Raw genomic sequence first — 20,393 nt, forward strand, 5'->3', positions numbered from 1 at the left:
TAATTGGAGGGAATGGAATGCAAATATTGACGAAGATATCAGGTAAAAGCAAGGATTATCTTCCTTTGCTGGATATGATCAATCAAGGTGTTCAAGTAAAGTCTGATTCAGTTGAGAAGCACCTAGCAAATGAAAAGCTGGTGACGTTCCTTGAGCAAGATATAGGGCGCACAGGCTTGGAAAAAATTCTCTTCCATTATAAACAAAATAAGGAAAAAAAGATACCATTTCTGCCAGTTGATAAACTGATTTCAGAGGATGAGATCGATGATATCATGCAGGTGTTGAAAGAAGTATTGAGTTCTGGCCGTTTTACTTCAGGGCCATATATTCCGGCGTTTGAAAAGCAGCTCGCTGAGTACTTAGGGAAGAAATATGTCATTGCCACGTCAAGTGGAACAGATGCCCTAATGATCAGCCTCATATCAGCAGGCGTCCATCCGGGAGACGAGGTCATTTTGCCAGCGAATAGCTTTGCTGCAACAGAAAATGCAGTGCTTGCGATTGGGGCTGTTCCGGTCTATGCCGATATTGATCCAGATACTTACTGCTTGGCACCGAGTGAAATTGAGAAGCATATCACAGATCAAACGGCATGCATTCTTCCGGTTCATTTATATGGAAAGCAAGCGGATATGAAGGCCATTTCGGCGATTGCGAAACAGCATGGGTTGAAAATCATTGAAGATGGCTGTCAGGCGATCGGCAGCAGCAGCCTTGGTGCATATGGAGATGGACTTGTTCTCAGCTTTAATCCATACAAAAACCTTGGCGTCTGCGGTAAGGCAGGGGCTATCGCCACAAATGATGAAGCCTTAGCGGAAAAATGCATGGAGATCAGCTATCACGGCTTTGAAGTAGGAAAGAAAAATGTCAAACGCAGTGACTATGGATTTAATTCTAAAATTGATAATTTGCAGGCAGCGATCGGACTCGAACGCATGAAGTATTTAGGGTTACAAAACTTTAAACGCTTTTACTTAGCAAAGCGATACATTGACCAGCTGCAAACGCTTGAGGAAGAAGGATACTTGAAGCTTCCGAAGCTGACGGATGATCATGTCTGGCATCTGTTCCCGATCAGAGTGCTAAAGGGCGAACGAGATGAGCTTGCAGCGAAATTGCTGGAAATGGGCATAGAAACAGATGTTTATTACCCGATTCTATCGCATCAGCATCAAACAAATCTTGTTTCTCAAAAGTATAAACGTACGACACTTCCACACACGGAAAAAGCAGCACAGCAATTACTTCACTTGCCGCTGTATCCAGGCATGCCGCTGCAAGATCAGGAGAAGGTCATCGAGGGGGTTCATCATGTTATCAAGTCTTCCATTCAATAAAAAGCTGCTGAATCAGCCGGAAAATCCGAAGTGGATCGTCTTCTGTGACTTTGATGAAACCTATTATTCTCACGGAATGACCGATGAGCAGAGAGAGGATGTAAAGCGGCTGGAAGCCTTTGTGGCAGAAAAGAGCGAAGCAGGACAGCTCATGCTTGGCTGGGTCACGGGAAGCAGCCTCGATTCTGTCACAAGTAAAATGGAAAAAGGAGGTTTTCATCAATTCCCGCATTTCATTGCGTCGAACTTAGGAACTGAAATTGTGTATACATCGGAAGCCCGTTTTGGACAGCCAGATGCGGAATGGATGAAGCGGCTGGATGCGCAGGGCTTTTCAGATGAAAAAATTGAAGACATCCTGGAAACCGTACGTGAAAAGGGAATTCATCTCAGACCGCAAACGCAGCTGGGCAGCTCAGGGTATAAGAAGAATTTCTATTATCAGGAGCAGGATGAACGGACAGATCTTCATCATCTATCATTCATCCAAACACTTGCCAAAGAGCGCGGGGTGGCGGTCAACATTAACAAATGCAATCCGCTCGCAGGAGACCCTGCGGATTGCTATGATGTCGATTTTTTACCAGTCGGAACAGGGAAGGATGAAATTGTCCGCTTTATGCTGAACCAATATGATCTATCAAAAGATCAAGGCTTTGCCTTTGGAGATAGTGGGAACGATTTGCGGATGCTTCAATCCGTCACGCATGGTTTCCTCGTCCAAAATGCGACGGCCGAAGCCAAGCGGCACCATCATCAGATTTGTCATCATGGGTATGCAAAAGGAATCTATGAAACACTGAAAACAGTGATGTATAAACATGAGGAGGCACATTCATGAAGAAAATTGGAATTGTTGGAGCAGGGAATATTGCAAAAGCTCATGCAAGAGCATTATCAACAATCAAAGGTGCAGAGTTATCCGGTGTCTATGATTTGCACGAGTCAGTTGCACAGGGATTCATTAAACAGTACGGCGGACGTGTGTATTCAAGTATTGAAACACTAGCAGATGCATCTGATGGGTTGATCATTGCCTCCCCTAATTTTTGTCACAAAGACCATGCCCTTCAGGCACTAAGAGCAGGACAGCCCATTTTATGTGAAAAGCCGATGGCTGTGTCGCTGAAGGAAGCGAAGGAAATGGTGGAGACAGCCAAACAGTTCCAGGTTCAAGCCAGTATGGGCTTTAACTATCGTTACTTATCCTTTGTGAATATTTTGAAGAACTTGATTGCCAATGGTGAATTAGGCCGCATTTTGACCGTCAGGACTCATTTTAAGAAAAACAGTGCCCTCAGAAGAAAGACATTTTCATGGAGAGACGGCGGTGAGAGTCTGCGCACGAGCGGTGCATTAGGGGATCTTGGTATTCATTTAATTGATATGCTGTGGTACTTATTTGGCAGTGACATGAAGAAAGAATCACTTAATACCAAGATGCTGACACATGTAAAGGAAAAAGAAGAGAAAAAGGTGCAGGTGGATGATCATACCGAAATTTTCGGACAGATGGAGAATCAAGTGTTCTTTCACTTGGTCACATCCAAAAGCACGCAGCCTGAGGAATGCGGATTTAGTGTAGAAGTCGTTGGTCATGACAAGGTATTCAAATACCATACGAACATGAAAAACGAATATGAGATCAGTGATGGATTGTGTGTGGAGCGTCATCAAATGCCGCAAACCCTGCTGACAGATCCGCCAAATGAATTTTACGGATGGTCTGATACGTTCCGTGATCAGCTGATGCACTGGGTGAATACTGATCCATATCCATGTCATATGAAAGTGGCTGATTTTGTAGATGGGTATCGCGCACAGGCTGCGCTCAATACATGCTTCGAGAGGGAAGAGGCTGTCAAGTCTGCCCGGGCATATTAAAGAGGTGGAGCGGAGGATGTCATGACTCCGCTCCTTTTTAGAGGAAGTGAAAAGATGAAAAAAGTATTTTATTTTGGCTGTGTCTTTTATTTTTTTATTGGGACCATTCATGTGTTTTTTGGCAGCTTAACTCCTTATTTACTGTCAAGTTACGATAAGGGTCCCGGGGAATTATCTTCTTTAATCTTTTTTCAGTTTATTGGTTTTTTGACAGGTGTTCTGTTATCCCCCATTCTTGTGAGGAAAAAAGGCTATGGCGCTGTTCTGACTATGGGTCTTTTGCTGATGATCGGGTCACTTCTCCTTGGGCTTTTGGTGCCGGGCTGGACAACACTTGTACTGGCAGGTTTTTTTCTTGGGAGCGGTGCAGGCAGTCTTGAGACCACAGCCGGAGCGTATGTGATTTCGATGGCAAACAGTGCGAAGCGAATCAGCATCATGGAGGTCTTTTTTGGGTTAGGAGCGCTGTTATTTCCACTTGTGATTCTGCTCACTGTCACTGAACAGACGTGGCACTATGTGTTTTTATTTCAAGTCGGTGCACTGACTTTCTTTCTTATGCTCTGGCTTGCCTTTATGAACAAATTGCCTCGTGGACAGATGGATTCTTCTTCCAATTCCAATGGGATGAGAAAACCGTCCTTACTTGTTGATCGAAACAATCGAATGATTGTGGTGCTCATGATCTGTTTTGCTTTTTTCTACGCAGGGATTGAAACGAACTTTGCGAACTTTTTGCCGTCGATCATGCTGGAAAAAGGGGGAGACAACTGGAGTCTTTTTGCGGTTTCTACCTTTTGGACAGCGATCGTCATTGGCAGAACTGTCATTGCGAGAAAAGCTGATCAGCTGCATCCGCTGCGTTTTTTAAAGCTAAGCGCAGCACTCATGATTCTGCTGCTCGTTGTATTTGCCCTGACAACCCACATCGCCGCGCAGCTGCTTCTCATCTTTTTCATCGGCCTGTGCGCAGCTGGCATGTTCCCAATCGCACTGACTGCATCTGCATTAATGATTGAAAATGCCATCGACGAGGCAACGAGTTACTTTATTGCAGCCGCAAGTTTAGGCGGAGCCTGCTTGTCCTTCTTGATTGGCTTTAGTCTTGAATGGGCAGGAGCAGCAAGTGCCGTCTTTGTTTTCGCCTTCTTAGCTGTTCTTCTGTTTGCAGCTGCGATTCAAATGAATCGTGCTAAGAAAAAGGATACGGTTCTGTCGCAGCAATCGGCGCTGAAAGCCGATCGGTAAGCAATATCCAATGTCTCCTTGAGTCCACCTGAAAAGATGACAAAGGACTTGTACTAAAACACAGAACGTTTGAATAATATGTACAAGTCAGCATCAAAAGGAGGACGTCTATGTGGCGGTGTTTTTTGGTTATATCTTTTTAGGGTTGTCACTTTCAGCGCCTGTTGGGCCAGTCAATGCAGCCCAAATCGACAGAGGGATTAAAAGTGGATTTTGGCACGCGTGGATTTTTGGTGTGGGGGCGATGGCCGCGGATATTGTCTATATGCTCCTCATCTATTTTGGTGTCGCCCAGCTTTTGACTGCACCTCTAGTGAAAACCTTTTTGTGGCTGTTCGGCTTTTTCGTTCTGACCTATACGGGCATTGAAAGTCTGCGTAAAATCAATTTGCAGGAGAGCCCGAAAAAGGATGGTGGAAACACTTCGGTTGGTCAGTCGTTCATGACGGGGTTTTTCATTTCTCTTTCCAATCCGCTTAGTATTTTATTTTGGCTTGGCATCTACGGCAGTATTTTGGCTAATACGATTGAAAAGTATGGGGCATCTCAAATGCTGATGTACAGCATGGCTATTTTTATCGGCATGCTGATCTGGGATTTCAGTATGGCGCTGCTTGCTAGTTCGTTTAGGCGCTATTTAAGTGAACGTGTCTTACATGGCTTATCCGTTCTTGCAGGTTTATCTTTACTTGGTTTCGGCGCCTATTTTGGGTATCAAGGGATCATGGCGTTGATTGGGTAGAAAAACAGACTGATACATTCAGTCTGTTTCAGCGTGTAGACAAACCCTCGCATTCGGTGTCAGTCCTGCGTGCCGGTGCTCACGAATGTCAAATTCGCTCCGCTCCGGTACTCGTCCTTCCTAGACTGCAAAGGTTTTCTATCACGCTGAAAAGAAGACAAAAGGCTAAAATGAAGATCATTTTAGCCCTTTGTCAACAATTTGAAACAGACTGATACATTCAGTCTGTTTTTTTGTAAGGATTGACAGACATAACACATTCTTGAATAATGGTGGGATATTGCCATCCGTATTTTTCTTCCAGTATTCAACTATGTGTGCATGCTGATCTTATCAGTTATCACAGCAACATTGTCTATCTGTTTAGCTTATGCTCGGCCCTCATTTATTGGGTGCTCGATTCTGTCTTTTTGATGAAGAACAGATCATAGGAATGATACAAAAGCGCTCTATTAAAAGAAGCAGTTTGACGGCCGCATACACTTGTCTGTTCATGCATCATGGAGTGAAAGACACACATACATGCTCAATTTGAACGAGAACGTCCACCTCTTGAATGCGCAAGGAAAGTCGTTGAAGGACAGTCACCACAGCCTTTTTTTCTCATAGGCTATGGAGAAGACGCTAAAACGAGGTGGAAGAAATGGCCCAGTTGTATGCAAAAAGTTGCCTTGATCAAAATCTACGATCACTAGAAGAATGGAAGCAGGATGCTTTTACTCAATTTGGAGAGATGGTAGGAGATGAGGCAGATACATTCCCTTGTGTACCGGGAAGACAGGGGTTTTTTCTCGATCATTTACGCTATGGGTTTGTTGGTGATCCGAGGGAAGAGGAAGCGGTTGATGAATTAGCCCAGCTGCTGAGAGAATATCAAAGCTGTGCGAAAGAAACGGGTCAATATGCTTCATTTATTTGTTTTTTTGAAACACCGCAGGATTTAAAAGAAAGTTCGCTTGAAGAGTTTGAGCAGCAGTTTTGGTCACTGCTTCAACGACTGCACCAGAAAGATGAAGTGCCATGGCCTGAGGATATTCCACTAGATACTCATCATCATGAGTGGGAGTATTGCTTTCACGGGGAAGCGTATTTTATTTTGTGTTCCACACCGGCTCATAAGCTCAGAAAAAGCCGCCACTTCCCTTATCTCTTGATGGCATTTCAGCCTAGATGGGTGTTTGAGAAATTGAATGGATCGACCAAGTTTGGTCAAAAAATGAGCCAGCTCGTTCGCAAGCGGCTCAAAGCGTATGATGAGGTCAGCGTTCACCCATCATTAAAATGGTACGGTGATCCGACCAATCATGAATGGAAGCAATACTTTCTCCCAGATGAAGAGGCGGAGAAACCAGCCTCCGCCAAATGTCCTTTTACTGCATTAAAAAACATGATGAAATTATGATGCGGTCTGATCCTGCTGCTTCCACTTTTTTCTCATAAATAGCACCATGATGGCAATCACTGCAATGATCCCAAGGCTGATAAAAAAGCCAGGTCGTCCGCTTGCCTCTGTTAAAGTGCCTGAAATGGCGGCTCCAATCAAGAGAAGCGCAAGAATCATTTCGCACGTTTGGCGAGTGGATGGCTTTGATAGCTTTTTACTTGAGAACAGAATGAATACCCATGTGTACAGAAGGGTAAGGCCGGCTGCTGTTGTGAGATGCTCGTAGATGTGTTTGGACAAAAAGAGTGCAAGCAAAATCGAGACAATTAATCCAGCAGCAGTTAAAATAATCGAAGGCCATCCGACATGAGATGGGTCTTTTTGTTTAAAACAAGCAGGTGCATCTTGATGCTCCGACATCGTGCCAAGCAGCGTCGTGACTGCATAGAGTGAGGCAACCAATGTCGAAAAGCCGGCAATAATGAAAATGCCATTAAAGATATGAAGAAAGATTGATAAATGAAATGGATCTAATGATGTAATAAATGGACTGCTGTTCTCGTTAAAGGCTGTTACTGGGACAAGCAAGAGAGCAAGTCCGATCGAGACGATATAGATGACCGCTAGAATGATCAGCATGACGCGTCCAGCCTTTGCCGCATCTTTCGGATCTTTTAAATGAACCGCCATCAGCCCCATGACTTCAATTCCCCCAAATGCATAAAACGCGTAAATCAATCCATTCCAAAGACCAAGTGCACCGAGCGGCATCCATTCGTGATCTTTGTTTGGCAGATGCAGGGTCGGTTTATGATCTGTCAGAATGCCGAATAACACAAGCACCGCAAGGATCATAAACAGAAAAATCGCCGCTGTCTTCAGTACCGCAAGGACATTTTCTGTCTTTTGAAAAGAAGAAAGCCCTATGATAATCACGAGCAGGGCAAGAGCGGAGTAAATCGCAGAAAACACCCAGAGCGGAACAGATGGAAACCAGTGGCGGGTAAAAAGAGAAATCGCTGTTAACTGACTTCCCGTAATCAACATTTCTGCAAACCAATACACCCAGCCATTGCTAAACCCTGCCCAGCGTCCATATGCTTTACGAGCATAGGAACAAAATGACCCTTTATCAGGGTTATCGGCTGTCATCGCAGCCAAATGCTTAAAGACGAGATAGGTTCCGACCGCAGCAAGCAAAAAAGAAATGCAGACGGAAAAACCGGACTTTGTAATGGCAATGCTGGAACCAAGGAAGAAACCAGTGCCAATTGTACAGCCGACTCCGATGAGAGAAAGCTGCCACCAAGATAAAGTTTGTTCTTCTTTCAATGCATGTGCAACACCTTTCGATTTCAATGACATTAGCTTGTGACCGCCTTCTTTTTTTATACATGATCAAGGGGACATTTTGGGCATACTGACATGGAAAGGAGTGCATGTGATGAACGGAGAATATGTCATTTTACCAAAGGATGGACACGGCTTTCGCTTAGGAAAAGGCCAATGTATGCGGGTCGTTGATATTGAAGGTCAGCAAGTAGCAGATGTCATGGCCTATCATGAAAAGGATTTTTATGAAAAATTTGACCAAGGCGCGACAATGGACAGCCTATTTTCGTCAAAAGTGAAAAAAGGGGATAAGCTCTATTCTAATTTATATAAACCGATGTTTACGGTCATTGAAGACACAGTCGAATGCCATGATTTATACATGCCCGCCTGCCGGCAAGAAATGTATCAGCTTTTATACGGACGGACGCATTTAGAGGTCATGCATACATGCTACGATAATTTGCGGACTGCCTTTGAGCCATTTGGGATTCCTAAGGAGGATATGTACTATCCTTTTAATGCCTTTATGAATACAGTCATTGATGAAAAAGGAAAACTGTCTGTGGAGCTCCCAAAATCTCTTCCCGGTGATTACATTCGTCTGCGAGCCGAAATGGATCTCATTGTGGCCGTATCCGCATGTCCTTCTGATATTGGGAAGTGTAATGGCGCAGCCTGTACATCTATACGGGTAGAAATTGATTGAAAAAGAAAAGGGCCAGTCCTTATAGACATGGTCTTTTTCTTTTGTGAATGTTTGATCATTAATGAAATAGGGGAACGTCTAACAAAATGTTCTTCTTGAAAACATGGTATAATGAAGACTCATAAAACGTTGTCAAACCAATGAATTCAGAGTAAAACCTGTTCTCTTCATGTAGAGGATGCTTAGGAGGAAAAGTGTATGAGTTTGCAGAAAAAGATCAGCCAAGAGTTGCATGTGCAGCCCTCAATTGACCCAAAGCAGGAGATCGAAAAGCGGGTTGGATTTCTAAAGGAATACTTGAAAAAAACTGGCGCAAAAGGATTCGTCCTCGGCATTAGCGGCGGACAGGATTCAACGCTCGCTGGCCGTCTTGCACAGCTGGCTGCATCTGAGCTGCGTCAAGAAGGAAAAGAAGAGGCAGTCTTTATTGCGGTGCGCCTCCCGCACGGTGTGCAGCAGGATGAAGATGATGCACAGCTCGCTTTATCATTTATTCAGCCGGACAAGTCGTGGAAATATGATATTGCGCCTGCCGTGACGGCATTCAGTGAACAATATCAAAAGGACACAGGCGGCCCGTTGTCTGACTTTAATAAAGGAAATGTCAAAGCACGCATGAGAATGATCGCGCAGTATGCTGTCGGAGGAGAAGAAGGATTACTTGTCATCGGTACAGATCATGCAGCTGAAGCAGTAACCGGCTTCTTCACGAAGTATGGTGATGGCGGTGCAGATGTTCTTCCGCTCACAGGTCTGACGAAACGCCAAGGCCGGATGCTGCTAGAAGCGCTGCAAGCACCTGAGCGCCTATACTTAAAGAAACCGACAGCGGATCTGCTTGATGACAAACCTCAGCAAACGGATGAAACAGAACTTGGCATTACGTACAATGAAATTGATGATTACTTAGAAGGTAAGCCAGTGTCAGATCAAGCAGCAGAAGCGATTGAAAAGCGCTATGTTCAATCAGAGCATAAACGCCAAGTACCAGCTTCCATGTTTGATGACTGGTGGAAATAAGGAATGCCTGAGACCTCTCCTGTGATGGAGAGGTTTTTTATAGTAAAAATACTGTTTGGAAAATATAAAATTATTTATAATGGTCTCTTATTGAATATGTATTTAGGATGATAATCAGCAACTTTAACCAGCAGATATTGCTTAATCATTTAAGAAATAAAACAAACCTATATTATTTACTAGAAAAATGAAATTGATTGTATTGTTATTTGAATAATAAAAATTTTCTAAAAATTAAGTTGACAATCTCCGTTATGTCATTTTATGATTGTTTACGTAAACGCTTACCGTAAACGTTTACTATAATCGAATGGGGAGGAATTTGTTGATGAAAAATAAAGAAAAATGGAGCGGTGTATTCCCGGCTGTCTTAATTCCTTTTAAAGATGACTATTCAATTGATGAACCTGCTTTTCGTAAGCTTGTCCGTTGGGTGGCGGAGCACAAAGGGATTAACGGTATCGTTGTCAATGGACATACTGGCGAGATTATGACTTTACTGCCACATGAACGAGCTGAGGCTGTGCGCATTGCAGCCGACGAATTAAAAGGGGAAGTACCTGTCATTTCTGGGGTTTCTGCTGAAGGGACAATTGAAGCGATCCAACATGCAAAAGCCGTTGAAGAAGCTGGCGGAGAAGGTATACTTCTCATGCCGCCACATTCATGGCTAAGATTCGGTATGCAGCCTGAGTCACCTGTCCAATTCTTTAAAGAAGTTGCAGAAGCGATTGACATTTCAATCATCGTACATCAATATCCAACTTGGACAAAAACCTCATATACAACCAATCAATTACTAGAAATGTCATAAATTGAGAATGTTGTCTCGTTTAAAATTGGTCAAAGAGACATGGCACAATACGAGGTCGATGTGCGGGCATTGAAAAAACATGCACCAGATGTATCGTTACTCACATGTCACGATGAATATTTATTGCCAACATTAATTCAAGGGATTGATGGAGCACTTGTAGGTTTCGGCTGTTTTGTGCCAGATTTGATCGCTGAACTTGTGAAATGTGTGGAAGAAAAAGATCTTGTAGCGGCCAATAAAGTTTACGATAGAATCTTCGAATTAAAGCATGCTGTGTATAAAATGGATGAACCTTCATCTACCTCTCATCTGCGAATGAAGGAAGCGATGTACCAGCGAGGTCTAATCAGTAGTTCGCTTGCTAGGAAGCCGGTCTTACCTTTAACTCATAAGGAGAAAGAAGAGATTCGCCAGGGCCTTCAAAGTGTTGGTTTGCTTAAGGAAAACGTCAGTAGATAACAGACCATTAATTTCATGATGAAGGTGAGTCAGGTTATAATAGAGGACAAAACAACAGACTCCCGGAGGTATGAAATGTGTCAGTAAGTATTAAAGATGTAGCATTGAAAGCTGGAGTGTCTATAGCATCTGTTTCCCGAGTATTAAGTGGTAAACCAGGAGTAGGTGCTCAAACGGCTGAAAGAATCAAACAAGTAATTGATGAATTAGGCTATCGTCCTAATTTAGGAGCTAGAGGGCTCGTCAAAAGGAAGACTGGGAATATAGCTGTAGTGGTTCCGCGTGGTTCATATATTTTGAATAATCCATTTTTTTCAACGATTCTAGATGGAATAGCGAAGGAATTAGATGAGACGGAATTCAATATGTTGATGTCGTTTACATCTGTACAACAGCAGCGATTACTTGAAACGCAGGCAGTAGATGGAGCCATTCTATTTTCACCAAGAAATGAAGAACTAAGCATGGATTGGTTAAAAAGTTTAGCCATTCCCATTATAGTTGTCGGAAGTTATCTAGATGATTCTCCATTTCCATGTGTCAGGCCAGATGATGAAGAAGGTGTGTGTCAATCAATAACGGCCTTATTTGATAAAGGTCATCGAACCATTGGGCTGGTCAATGGTCCAATGAGTTCGATGCATAGTGTGAGGTATTACAAGGGATATGAGCGCACACTTAAAAGTTTAGGGTTAACAATAAACAAAGAACTTGTGTTTGAGTTAGATGAATTTGATGGGGGAAAAGTAGTAGAAGTGGTTTCTCAATTTCTCCAAGGAAACCAGCACATGACTGGAGTTGTTTGCTCTTCAGATTTTTTGGCGATGGGGGTCATGAAAGCGGCAAATAACGCAAATGTGTCAATACCTCATGATTTGTCTGTCGTTGGTGCCGATGATGTGCCCATTGCAAGTTTTCTAACCCCTTCTTTATCTTCAGTTCATGTTGATTTAGTTGGAATGGGAAGAAAAGCTGTTTCTTTACTAACACAGTTATTGGAAGGGGAACAGTTAGATGCGATGGAACATATCTTCCCTATGTACTATATAGACCGGGGCACCACGGGAACGCCAAAAAAGAAATGATAGATGCTGAAAACTCGTATGAACGCTTTAGAATGTCTATTGGTTTAAAATGTAAGCGATTTCTTTAGCGCTCTTCGGCATGTACTTTTGCATCATTTCCTCTAATAAGGAGGAGATACCATGACGTTAGAACTCAGCGGAAATCCAAATTCTCATGATGGGCAAGTTGTTGATAGAGCTTCACAACTATTGACTAGAATGGAAAGTGTACCTTTTTCTAGATGGCATTTAAAACCTCGTATCATTATGGGATCTGCTACTTTTTTTGATGCTTTTGATGCTCTATCTTTAGCGTTTGTTCTCCCAGTTCTCATCGGAATGTGGAGTTTATCACCTGCTCAAATTGGTCTTCTTATTGGGTCTGGTTATATAGGACAAGCGATTGGTGCTATTTTCTTTGGCTGGTTAGCAGAAAGGCGCGGCCGTGTATTTAGTGCAAAGTGGACTGTACTCCTCATGTCCGTCATGAGTATTGCATGCGTGTTTTCAGGTAATTTTATGGCCCTGTTTATTTTTCGTTTTATACAAGGGATTGGGGTAGGAGGAGAGGTGCCGGTAGCAGCCTCATATATCAATGAGCTGTCCCGGGCTCAAGGGAGAGGCAGATTTTTTATGCTTTATGAGATGATTTTTCCTTTAGGATTAATGATCTCAGCTCAAATAGGCGCATTTGTTGTACCTAGCTTTGGGTGGAAGTGGATGTTTTTGATTGGGGGCATTGGAGGTTTAATCGTCTTTGTATTCTTTTTCATGTTGCGCGAATCTCCAAGGTGGCTTATTTCGAAAGGCAGGTTAGATGAAGCCGAAAGAATTATTGAAGAAATTGAAGCTAGTACTGACAAACGAATGCCTGTAGCAAAGCAAGTATCTAGCAGTACTGAAAAAGGCGACTGGAAAGAGCTTTTTTCAACTTTTTATCGTAAAAGAACATTGATCGTATGGGGACTATGGTTTTCTGCCTACTTTGTTTCGAATGGTTTAAATAACTGGTTACCGAGTCTTTATAATACTGTTTACAATTTGCCAGTTGGAGATTCATTAAGGGCAGCATCTCTAACAAATATTTTACAGACCATAGGGGTATTCGCTTGTGCATTTTTAATTGATAAAGTAGGACGAAAGCGCTGGGCAACCATTGCATTTATTGTAACAGGTGCTTTATTAACGGCTTTATGGATCAGCGGAGCTAATTCTCCAGAAAGTGTTATATATTTAGGGTCCGCTGCTTACGGAATGATGGGGACAATTACAGTTCTTCTCTATCTATATACACCTGAAATTTATCCAACACGTATGAGGGTGATTGGAACGGCATTTGCTACAGCGTGGCTTAGGCTGGCCTCAGCGATCGCTCCTATTATGATAGGCTTTATTTTAGAGGTAAGCGGTGTTTCAACTATTTTTATTCTTTTCGCAAGTGTGACTGTAGTGGGAGCAATTCTTGCTTTTAAAATGATCGAAACGCGCGAGAAAGTATTAGAGGATATTGCACCGTGAGTTACGCACGCAGTGAAGAACTTATTCCAAAGAGGGTAGGTTCTTTTTTCTATGCAGATGATCTACGTACAATTTTTCAAATTGCCTATCTTTTCGCGCGCCATTTATCATATAATAGATACATTATGTAGCATTCCTTGTCGTAAGGAGGACGTGTCACGAATATGAAAAACAATAGAGAAATCCCTGTGAGACAGCGAAATATTGTCCTCATTGGCTTTATGGGTGTTGGGAAAACAACCATTGGGCAGCTGGTTGCCAAAAAGCTATATAGAGATTTTATTGATGTGGATCAGGAGATTGAGAAAAAGTATAACATGACGATTCCTGAGATCTTTCAGCAAAAAGGAGAAGCATTCTTCAGGCAGGCTGAAAAAGATTATATCGTCGATTTATGTGAACATACGCAGCTAAAGATCGTTTCTCTTGGAGGCGGTGCATTCAAACAGGAAGAAATCAAACGCGCCTGCTTGAGGCATTGTACGGTTCTTTTCCTTGATTTATCTTGGGAGAATTGGAAACAGCGGCTTGATATTTTGATTGAAAACCGCCCTGTTCTTCACAACCGGACGATTGACGAGATGAAAGAGCTGTTTGAAGAGCGCCGGGAAATATATGCCCTTCATAACTCAAGAGTGGAGACAGATCATTTAGAAGCTGAGGAAGTCGCCAATTATATTGTGGACACACTCAAGCTTGGCTGGGATTTATATTCGAAATAAAAAGTCTACCAACGAGGGTAGACTTTTTCTATAAGTTCAATTCTTCATTCCTTGAATGAGTGCAGCTTTTAAACAGAAGGAAATAGGCTGCTGCTGTGCATCGAATTGAAGTTGAAACAGCTGCTTTGTATCAGGGTCTGCGGATTGAAGATGGGAAACGATCTCTTTTTGAACATTCTCTGGTGTGCGTCCACGCATCATCCAGTCCTGATAATCAATTTGCAGATCCCAGTAACGCTTTTCTTTTTGAGTCAGTTGGTTGGCAGCGAAGAGCTCTTTCCATTCTGATAACGAGCTTTCTCGCACATGAGAAGGATCTCTGAGTCTATTTAAGTGATTAATGAATGAATCCTGTGCAGTGTTTTCGGGTGCGTAATGATCGACGAGCAGGAATGTGCCGCCTTTTTTTAAGACACGGCTGATTTCAGACATGGCTGCCGGCAGGTTTGTAAAGTGGTGAGCGGCAAATCGGCACGTCACGATGTCAAATGATTCATCAGCGAAGGGCAGTGCTTCTGCGGCTGCCCGCTCAAAAGTAATATGTTTCAGTTGGCGTTCTTCCGCAAGTGCTGCTGCAACCTCGATCATTTTTTGCGTGACATCAATGCCGATTCCTTTAGAAATGATATCTGAAAAGGAAAAAACGGTATGTCCTGCCCCGCAGCCGATATCAAGTAAATGCTCGTTACCCTTCGTATTGGCTGTTGCTTTCATCCATTCCAGCTCTTCTCCGGCTGCAAATATAGGTGAATCTCGATAGTTCTCGGCATTTTGTGAGAATTGGTTTTCGGCTTTAGCATATGGATTCATTTCTTCTCCCCCTTTGTTGTCTCTTTATCGTAAAATTCATTTTGTTATTTGTCTAAGACATAAAAGATATGACATGAATAGTTAAAACCTATGAGGTGATGAAAGTGGATATACGAATGATGGAATATGTCATGGAAGTGTACCGGCAGAAAAGTTTTACAAAAGCAGCGGATCAACTTCACATTGCACAGCCTTCTTTAAGCCAACAAATGAAGAAGCTGGAAGAGGAATTAGACACACCCCTCTTTATTCGAAAGTATGGACAAGTCACGCCCACACCTCAAGGGAGTCGATTCATTAAAAGGGCTGAGAACATTTTGAAGGAAAGAGATGATTTGCTGCGTGAAATGGGAGAAGCAGCTTATGAGGTGGGGAAAGAGCTGAACATTGGAGCGCCAGCAGTCACAGGGGGCTATGTCTTGCCCGGTTTATTAAAAACCTTTTGTCGAACGTATCCTCATGTTCACGTTCAACTAATAGAAGAATCACCTCGTGAGCTAGAAAAACTTCTATTGGCTGGAAAGCTGGATTTGGCTATTTTATCTATGCCTGTCGAGCATGAATCATTGAAAACGAAACACATGCTGACAGAGCCGCTTCTTCTCGCAGTTCCGCAAACTGCCCAGCCCTGGTCAACAGATGAATGGAACGAAATCATCAATCAAGCAGATCAGAAAGGGTCTGTTCCGTTTCGCCTTCTGGAAGACGCCGCATTTATTATGCTGAAAGAGGGATATGGCTTTCGGCAAGTGGTCATGGAACTATGTCTTCATCATGGTTTTCAGCCGAAGATTACCTTTGAAACAAGTCATATTCAAACAGCGCAGGCATTGGTCAAAAATGGACTAGGTGTGACAGTTGTGCCGAAAATGGTGGCACAAGAGGAAAGGAACGAAGTCACTTATTTGAAAATTGATTCATGCCCAACCCGCACTCTTGTGTTTGCATATGTGGAAGAAAGGTATTTAACGAAAGCCGCTCAAGCCCTAATGGACCTTTACCAGAATCAAGCTTAAACAAACGTTTAATTAAATGCAAAAAGCAGGGGAGCACCCTGCTTTCTAATAGATATCCAGACGCTGATCCGTCATCACAGGAATTTGCTGTCTCACTTCATCCACTAGCTGAAGATCAATTTCCGCATAATAAATGTCTTCCTCATGGCTTGTTTCAAGCAGAATACGGCCAAGTGGATCAATCACCATGGAGTGGCCAGGGAATTCAGTGTCTCTGCTTGTGCCTGTTCTGTTAACAGCAATCATAAATGACTGGTTCTCAATCGCTCTTGCGATGAGCAGGCAACGCCAATGATCCACTCTTGCTGACGGCCATTGCGCCGTATTGATGAGCACTTTCGCCCCTTTGTTTACAAGTGTTCTGGAAAGCTGCGGAAAGCGAAGGTCGTAGCAGATCATCGCACCGATCTTCACATCCTCATCATAGTCAAATAAACCAAGCTGATCACCAGCTGTTAAATAGTTGTGCTCATCCATTAAGCGGAATAAGTGAATTTTATCATAATCCACTAAGAGCTCACCTTGGCGGTTAAAGACATACATCGTGTTGGTGATGTTGTCATCTTCTGTGCGCTTGTTCAATACACTTCCAGCGATGAGAACCACTTGGTGCTTACGGGCAAAGGAAGAGAAGAGCTGTTTTGTGCGTTCACCGTTTACATCCGCAAGCTGCTCGGCTTGTTCAAGTGCATAGCCGGTATTCCACATTTCGGGTAAAATGATCAGATCAGGCTGCTGATGGATGGCTTCTTGTAAAAACGCTTCTGCTTTTTGAAAGTTCACATCAGGTTCTCCAATTTGAACGTCCATTTGGACAAGGGCGATTTTCATACAGGTTCCTCCTTTATTCGATGGTGTAAATGTGAAAATCCATGAATGTCTATCGATTTGTTTTGCCTGAGAACATCTAGTCTTCAAGCCAGTTTCTTTATCATATAGGTTTCAATCTTCTTTGCCAATAGAAATGTCAGAAGGTTTTGTCTTTTGTAGTGAAAATGACTTTCTAAGTCAAGAAAACAGTGATATGATACTCATAACTAATAAAACAAAGGGGAATAGTATGGTATGCAATTGTTCGATTTACCACTAGAAGAGCTAAAAGTATATAAACCGAAGAAAACAGCACGACCTGATTTCTCAGACTTTTGGAAGGCGTCGCTCGAAGAACTGCGCCAAGTGGAGGCAGAGTCAGCACTTGAACCTTATGATTATCCAGTGAAAGGCGTCAAGGTGTACCGCCTGACGTATCAAAGCTTTGGTCATTCTCGAATTGAAGGCTGGTATGCGGTACCAGATCAAACAGGTCCGCATCCAGCGCTCGTTCGTTTTCATGGCTATAATGCCAGCTATGACGGCGGCATTCACGACATCGTCAACTGGGCACTGCATGGCTATGCGACATTTGGTATGCTCGTCCGCGGTCAAGGCGGCAGTGAAGATAAGACAGTGACACCAGGCGGGCAGGCTTTGGGATGGATGACAAAAGGCATTTTATCGAAGGAGAACTACTATTATCGAGGTGTTTATTTAGATGCGGTTCGTGCACTCGACGTTATTCAGTCCTTTCCGGAAGTGGATGAACACCGTATCGGCGTGGTGGGTGGAAGCCAGGGAGGTGCACTGGCGGTTGCAGCTGCGGCACTTTCAGACATTCCAAAGGTCGTCGTGGCAGATTATCCTTACTTATCAAATTTCGAGCGTGCAGTGGATGTGGCATTGGAGCAGCCTTATTTAGAAATCAATTCATACTTTCGAAGAAACAGTGATCCAGAAGCGGAAGAAAAGGTATTTGAGACATTGAGCTACTTTGATTTGATCAATTTAGCCGAATGGGTGAAACAGCCCACATTGATGGCCATCGGTCTGATCGACCAAATCACCCCGCCATCTACTGTGTTTGCGGTATACAACCATTTAGAAACAGATAAAGATTTAAAGGTGTATCGCTACTTTGGACACGAGTACATCCCGGCTTTTCAAACAGAGAAGCTTGCCTTCTTACAAAAGCATTTAAGGATCTAAAAGAACAGAGGCCGCTCTAGGAGGGCCTCTTTTTTAATAGCTCGTATTCTGTCTCGTTTTTTCATCAGGCACTAACGCAGTGATAATCAGGGCAAGGGCAGTGATGATATGAAGAATGAATCCGAGAATCGGAATCCAAGCAAGGCAGGATGTGACAATTCCGATGATGCTTCCAATCATTGGTCCCTGGTCTCGCTTCGATAAGACGAGTGTGATAATATGCAGAATAAGCATGACCATGAGCGGTGAATAGCCATTGCTGATAACGAATAGACCTCCGATCACAGGGATGGCAAGGCAGGCTTCAAAAATCCCGGTGATCCATTTCATAATGCGAGATATAGACATCAGATCCAACTCCTTTTTTATATGTCTTATTCGTATTTTCCCAAAACGTGAAGAAGTCATGCAGAATTCTATAGAAAGAGTTGATGGATGTTGAGAGAGAGAATCAAGGAAGAGCTGAAAATCATCGAAGAAACGTATGACGTAAAGATTTGCCTCGCCGTTGAATCAGGCAGCAGGGCATGGGGATTTCCCTCGACTGATAGTGATTATGATGTTCGTTTTTTATATGTTCCCCGGAAAGAATGGTATTGGGCGATGGAAGAGCATCGTGATGTCATTGAACGACCGATTGATGACGTGCTTGATATCAGCGGCTGGGAGCTTAGAAAGGCACTTCGCTTATTCAATAAATCAAACCCATCCATCATGGAATGGCTATCTTCTGACATCATCTATGCTGAATCTTTCTCTTTGGCAAAGCAGCTAAGAGAATTAAAGGATCGAGCGTTTTATCCTGCAGCATTGATGTATCATTACCTCAATATGGCGAAGCGGAATGAAAGCCGGCATTTACGAGGGGAGCAGGTGCGAATCAAGAAGTATTTCTATGTGCTTCGTCCGCTATTTGCCTGTCAGTGGATTGAACGCTACCGGACGGTTCCGCCGATGGACTTTCATGAACTGCTCGAGGAGCTAGTGGAGGAAGGCCCGCTTTTAACAGAAATTCACGAGCTGCTCAAACGTAAAATGGACGGAGAGGAAATGGATGTAGAGAACCGTCTCGCCTATGTCCATCCATTCATCGACAAAGAGCTGGCGCGTTTTGATGAATTGGTGAAAAGCTACAATCAGCCGAAAGACAATCTCACGCAAGAATTAAATGAGCTGCTGCAGTCTACCCTTGATGAGGTGTGGGCGTAGGAGGGAAGAGCCAGCCGGATAGCGGCAGGCTCTTTTTTAACTCTTATTGTGATAAAACCACAAAAAAAGTCAGAATTTTTGTCATCTTCAAATATTGTAGCGGACAGCTTATGAGCCTTACAATAAAGACATAGCTTACAAAGAGTGGGAGGTGCCCTTTATGGAGTCGGTCACAAGAAATTTCTTCTTGTTTTTGTCAAAGAGCAGTCTCTTGAACCATATTGCTCGTAATTGGGGAAGTGCTGTTGCATCTAAGAAAATCATCGGTGGGAAGGATTTTGAGAGCGCTATCTCTGTCATCAAACGATTAAATGATCAAGGGATGGCTGTAACAGTTGATCACCTTGGTGAGTTTGTCACAAAGGCAGAGATTGCAAATGAGCGGACGAATGAGTGTATTCAAACCATTCAGCGGATTGCTGAGGCGGGACTCAATTCCCACGTGTCACTCAAAATGACATCACTCGGCCTGGATATTGACGATGACCTTGTGTATCGCAATATGAAAAGCATTTTAGATACGGCAGAGAAACACCGTATCATGGTGACAATCGATATGGAGGATGAACAGCGCTGTCAAAAAACGCTGGACATTTTTAAAGAGATGAAATCTCAATATGAGTATGTCAGTACGGTCCTGCAGGCGTATTTGTACAGAACAGAAAAGGATCTTGATGACCTAAATGAGCTTCAGCCATTTTTAAGACTTGTAAAGGGTGCCTATAAGGAATCCGCTGAAGTGGCGTATCCAAACAAAAAAGACGTCGATCAGAATTATCAAAAGCTGATCGAAAAGCAATTACTCACAGGGAACTATACAGCCATTGCGACACATGACGATCAAATGATCGAGTTTACGAAAAATATTGTGAAAAAACACAATATACCGACAAGTCAGTTCGAATTTCAAATGCTGTATGGCATGAGGTCAGAAACGCAGCAGGCACTTGTGAAAGAGGGCTATCAAATGAGGGTCTATACCCCGTATGGACGAGAGTGGTATGGCTACTACATGAGACGTCTTGCAGAACGGCCGGCAAACATTGCCTTTGCTTTAAAAGGGATGACGAGAAAATAATTTGAAACGGGAGCGT

19 protein-coding genes and 1 pseudogene are annotated in these 20,393 nt (G+C 43.2%); 16 read left to right on the forward strand and 4 right to left on the reverse strand.

What is annotated here, in order from left to right; translation table 11 throughout:
• Nucleotides 1-17 precede the first annotated feature (17 nt).
• From ACP7A0_RS10730 to ACP7A0_RS10755, 6 genes are all read left to right on the forward strand, one after another.
• Nucleotides 18-1,343 (forward strand): DegT/DnrJ/EryC1/StrS family aminotransferase, encoded by a 1,326-nt coding sequence (locus ACP7A0_RS10730; protein ID WP_106031560.1) that lies wholly within the window; start codon nt 18-20, stop codon nt 1,341-1,343.
• Complete coding sequence (locus ACP7A0_RS10735) at nt 1,318-2,184, forward strand: HAD-IIB family hydrolase (protein ID WP_106031561.1); 867 nt, start codon at nt 1,318-1,320, stop codon at nt 2,182-2,184. The genes ACP7A0_RS10730 and ACP7A0_RS10735 overlap by 26 nt, the downstream gene beginning before the upstream one ends.
• Nucleotides 2,181-3,227 (forward strand): Gfo/Idh/MocA family protein, encoded by a 1,047-nt coding sequence (locus ACP7A0_RS10740; protein WP_060595489.1) that lies wholly within the window; start codon nt 2,181-2,183, stop codon nt 3,225-3,227. The genes ACP7A0_RS10735 and ACP7A0_RS10740 overlap by 4 nt, the downstream gene beginning before the upstream one ends.
• Before the next feature lie 54 nt (nt 3,228-3,281).
• The gene (locus ACP7A0_RS10745) at nt 3,282-4,475 is read left to right on the forward strand and encodes an MFS transporter (protein WP_106039350.1); all 1,194 of its coding nucleotides are present in this window, start codon (nt 3,282-3,284) and stop codon (nt 4,473-4,475) included.
• A 112-nt stretch (nt 4,476-4,587) separates the two neighbouring features.
• Nucleotides 4,588-5,217: a LysE family translocator gene (locus ACP7A0_RS10750; protein WP_034664197.1), complete on the forward strand. Its 630-nt coding sequence runs from the start codon at nt 4,588-4,590 to the stop codon at nt 5,215-5,217.
• A gap of 643 nt (nt 5,218-5,860) precedes the next feature.
• On the forward strand, nt 5,861-6,619 hold the full coding sequence (locus tag ACP7A0_RS10755) for a YqcI/YcgG family protein (RefSeq protein ID WP_375566851.1): 759 nt from the start codon (nt 5,861-5,863) through the stop codon (nt 6,617-6,619).
• Here ACP7A0_RS10755 and ACP7A0_RS10760 read toward each other — a convergent pair.
• On the reverse strand, nt 6,614-7,966 hold the full coding sequence (locus ACP7A0_RS10760; RefSeq protein ID WP_106031564.1) for an amino acid permease: 1,353 nt from the start codon (nt 7,964-7,966) through the stop codon (nt 6,614-6,616). The genes ACP7A0_RS10755 and ACP7A0_RS10760 overlap by 6 nt on opposite strands.
• A 79-nt stretch (nt 7,967-8,045) precedes the next feature.
• Between ACP7A0_RS10760 and ACP7A0_RS10765 the strand changes: the two genes are divergently transcribed.
• From ACP7A0_RS10765 to ACP7A0_RS10790, 6 genes and pseudogenes are all read left to right on the forward strand, one after another.
• On the forward strand, nt 8,046-8,642 hold the full coding sequence (locus ACP7A0_RS10765) for a DUF1989 domain-containing protein (RefSeq protein ID WP_106031565.1): 597 nt from the start codon (nt 8,046-8,048) through the stop codon (nt 8,640-8,642).
• A gap of 198 nt (nt 8,643-8,840) precedes the next feature.
• A complete protein-coding gene (gene nadE / locus ACP7A0_RS10770) occupies nt 8,841-9,662 on the forward strand; it encodes an ammonia-dependent NAD(+) synthetase (protein WP_034664190.1) in 822 nt (273 codons plus the stop codon).
• Between the two features lie 328 nt (nt 9,663-9,990).
• A pseudogene (locus ACP7A0_RS10775) lies at nt 9,991-10,938 on the forward strand (dihydrodipicolinate synthase family protein).
• Nucleotides 10,939-11,015: 77 nt separating this feature from the next.
• Nucleotides 11,016-12,023: a LacI family DNA-binding transcriptional regulator gene (locus tag ACP7A0_RS10780; RefSeq protein WP_066031354.1), complete on the forward strand. Its 1,008-nt coding sequence runs from the start codon at nt 11,016-11,018 to the stop codon at nt 12,021-12,023.
• A gap of 120 nt (nt 12,024-12,143) precedes the next feature.
• Nucleotides 12,144-13,520, forward strand: coding sequence for an MFS transporter (locus ACP7A0_RS10785; protein WP_066031353.1), 1,377 nt, complete (start codon nt 12,144-12,146; stop codon nt 13,518-13,520).
• Nucleotides 13,521-13,684: 164 nt separating this feature from the next.
• Nucleotides 13,685-14,242 (forward strand): shikimate kinase, encoded by a 558-nt coding sequence (locus ACP7A0_RS10790; RefSeq protein WP_034664188.1) that lies wholly within the window; start codon nt 13,685-13,687, stop codon nt 14,240-14,242.
• Between the two features lie 36 nt (nt 14,243-14,278).
• Here the strand turns inward: ACP7A0_RS10790 and ACP7A0_RS10795 are convergent, their stop codons facing one another.
• Nucleotides 14,279-15,052, reverse strand: a complete 774-nt coding sequence (locus ACP7A0_RS10795; protein ID WP_426005094.1) for a class I SAM-dependent methyltransferase — start codon at nt 15,050-15,052, stop codon at nt 14,279-14,281.
• Between the two features lie 116 nt (nt 15,053-15,168).
• On the opposite strand from ACP7A0_RS10795, the gene ACP7A0_RS10800 reads away from it, so the two are divergent.
• Nucleotides 15,169-16,068: a LysR family transcriptional regulator gene (locus ACP7A0_RS10800; protein ID WP_106039346.1), complete on the forward strand. Its 900-nt coding sequence runs from the start codon at nt 15,169-15,171 to the stop codon at nt 16,066-16,068.
• A gap of 45 nt (nt 16,069-16,113) precedes the next feature.
• Here the strand turns inward: ACP7A0_RS10800 and ACP7A0_RS10805 are convergent, their stop codons facing one another.
• Entirely contained in the window at nt 16,114-16,899 is a 786-nt protein-coding gene (locus ACP7A0_RS10805) for a carbon-nitrogen family hydrolase (RefSeq protein ID WP_106039345.1), read from the reverse strand.
• A 234-nt stretch (nt 16,900-17,133) separates the two neighbouring features.
• Between ACP7A0_RS10805 and ACP7A0_RS10810 the strand changes: the two genes are divergently transcribed.
• Nucleotides 17,134-18,090 carry an acetylxylan esterase gene (locus ACP7A0_RS10810; RefSeq protein ID WP_106031570.1) on the forward strand — a complete coding sequence of 319 codons (957 nt, stop codon included), beginning with the start codon at nt 17,134-17,136 and terminating at the stop codon, nt 18,088-18,090.
• Nucleotides 18,091-18,123: 33 nt separating this feature from the next.
• Here ACP7A0_RS10810 and ACP7A0_RS10815 read toward each other — a convergent pair whose 3' ends face one another.
• A complete protein-coding gene (locus ACP7A0_RS10815) occupies nt 18,124-18,438 on the reverse strand; it encodes a hypothetical protein (protein WP_012008865.1) in 315 nt (104 codons plus the stop codon).
• 90 nt (nt 18,439-18,528) lie between these two features.
• On the opposite strand from ACP7A0_RS10815, the gene ACP7A0_RS10820 reads away from it, so the two are divergent.
• Together ACP7A0_RS10820 and ACP7A0_RS10825 are read left to right on the forward strand one after the other, a co-directional pair.
• A complete protein-coding gene (locus ACP7A0_RS10820; RefSeq protein WP_095285952.1) occupies nt 18,529-19,299 on the forward strand; it encodes a nucleotidyltransferase domain-containing protein in 771 nt (256 codons plus the stop codon).
• Nucleotides 19,300-19,459: 160 nt separating this feature from the next.
• Nucleotides 19,460-20,377, forward strand: coding sequence for a proline dehydrogenase family protein (locus tag ACP7A0_RS10825; protein WP_034664177.1), 918 nt, complete (start codon nt 19,460-19,462; stop codon nt 20,375-20,377).
• Nucleotides 20,378-20,393 lie beyond the last annotated feature (16 nt).

This window comes from Bacillus sp. DWP3-1 (assembly GCF_049896565.1).
Taxonomy (GTDB): domain Bacteria; phylum Bacillota; class Bacilli; order Bacillales; family Bacillaceae; genus Bacillus.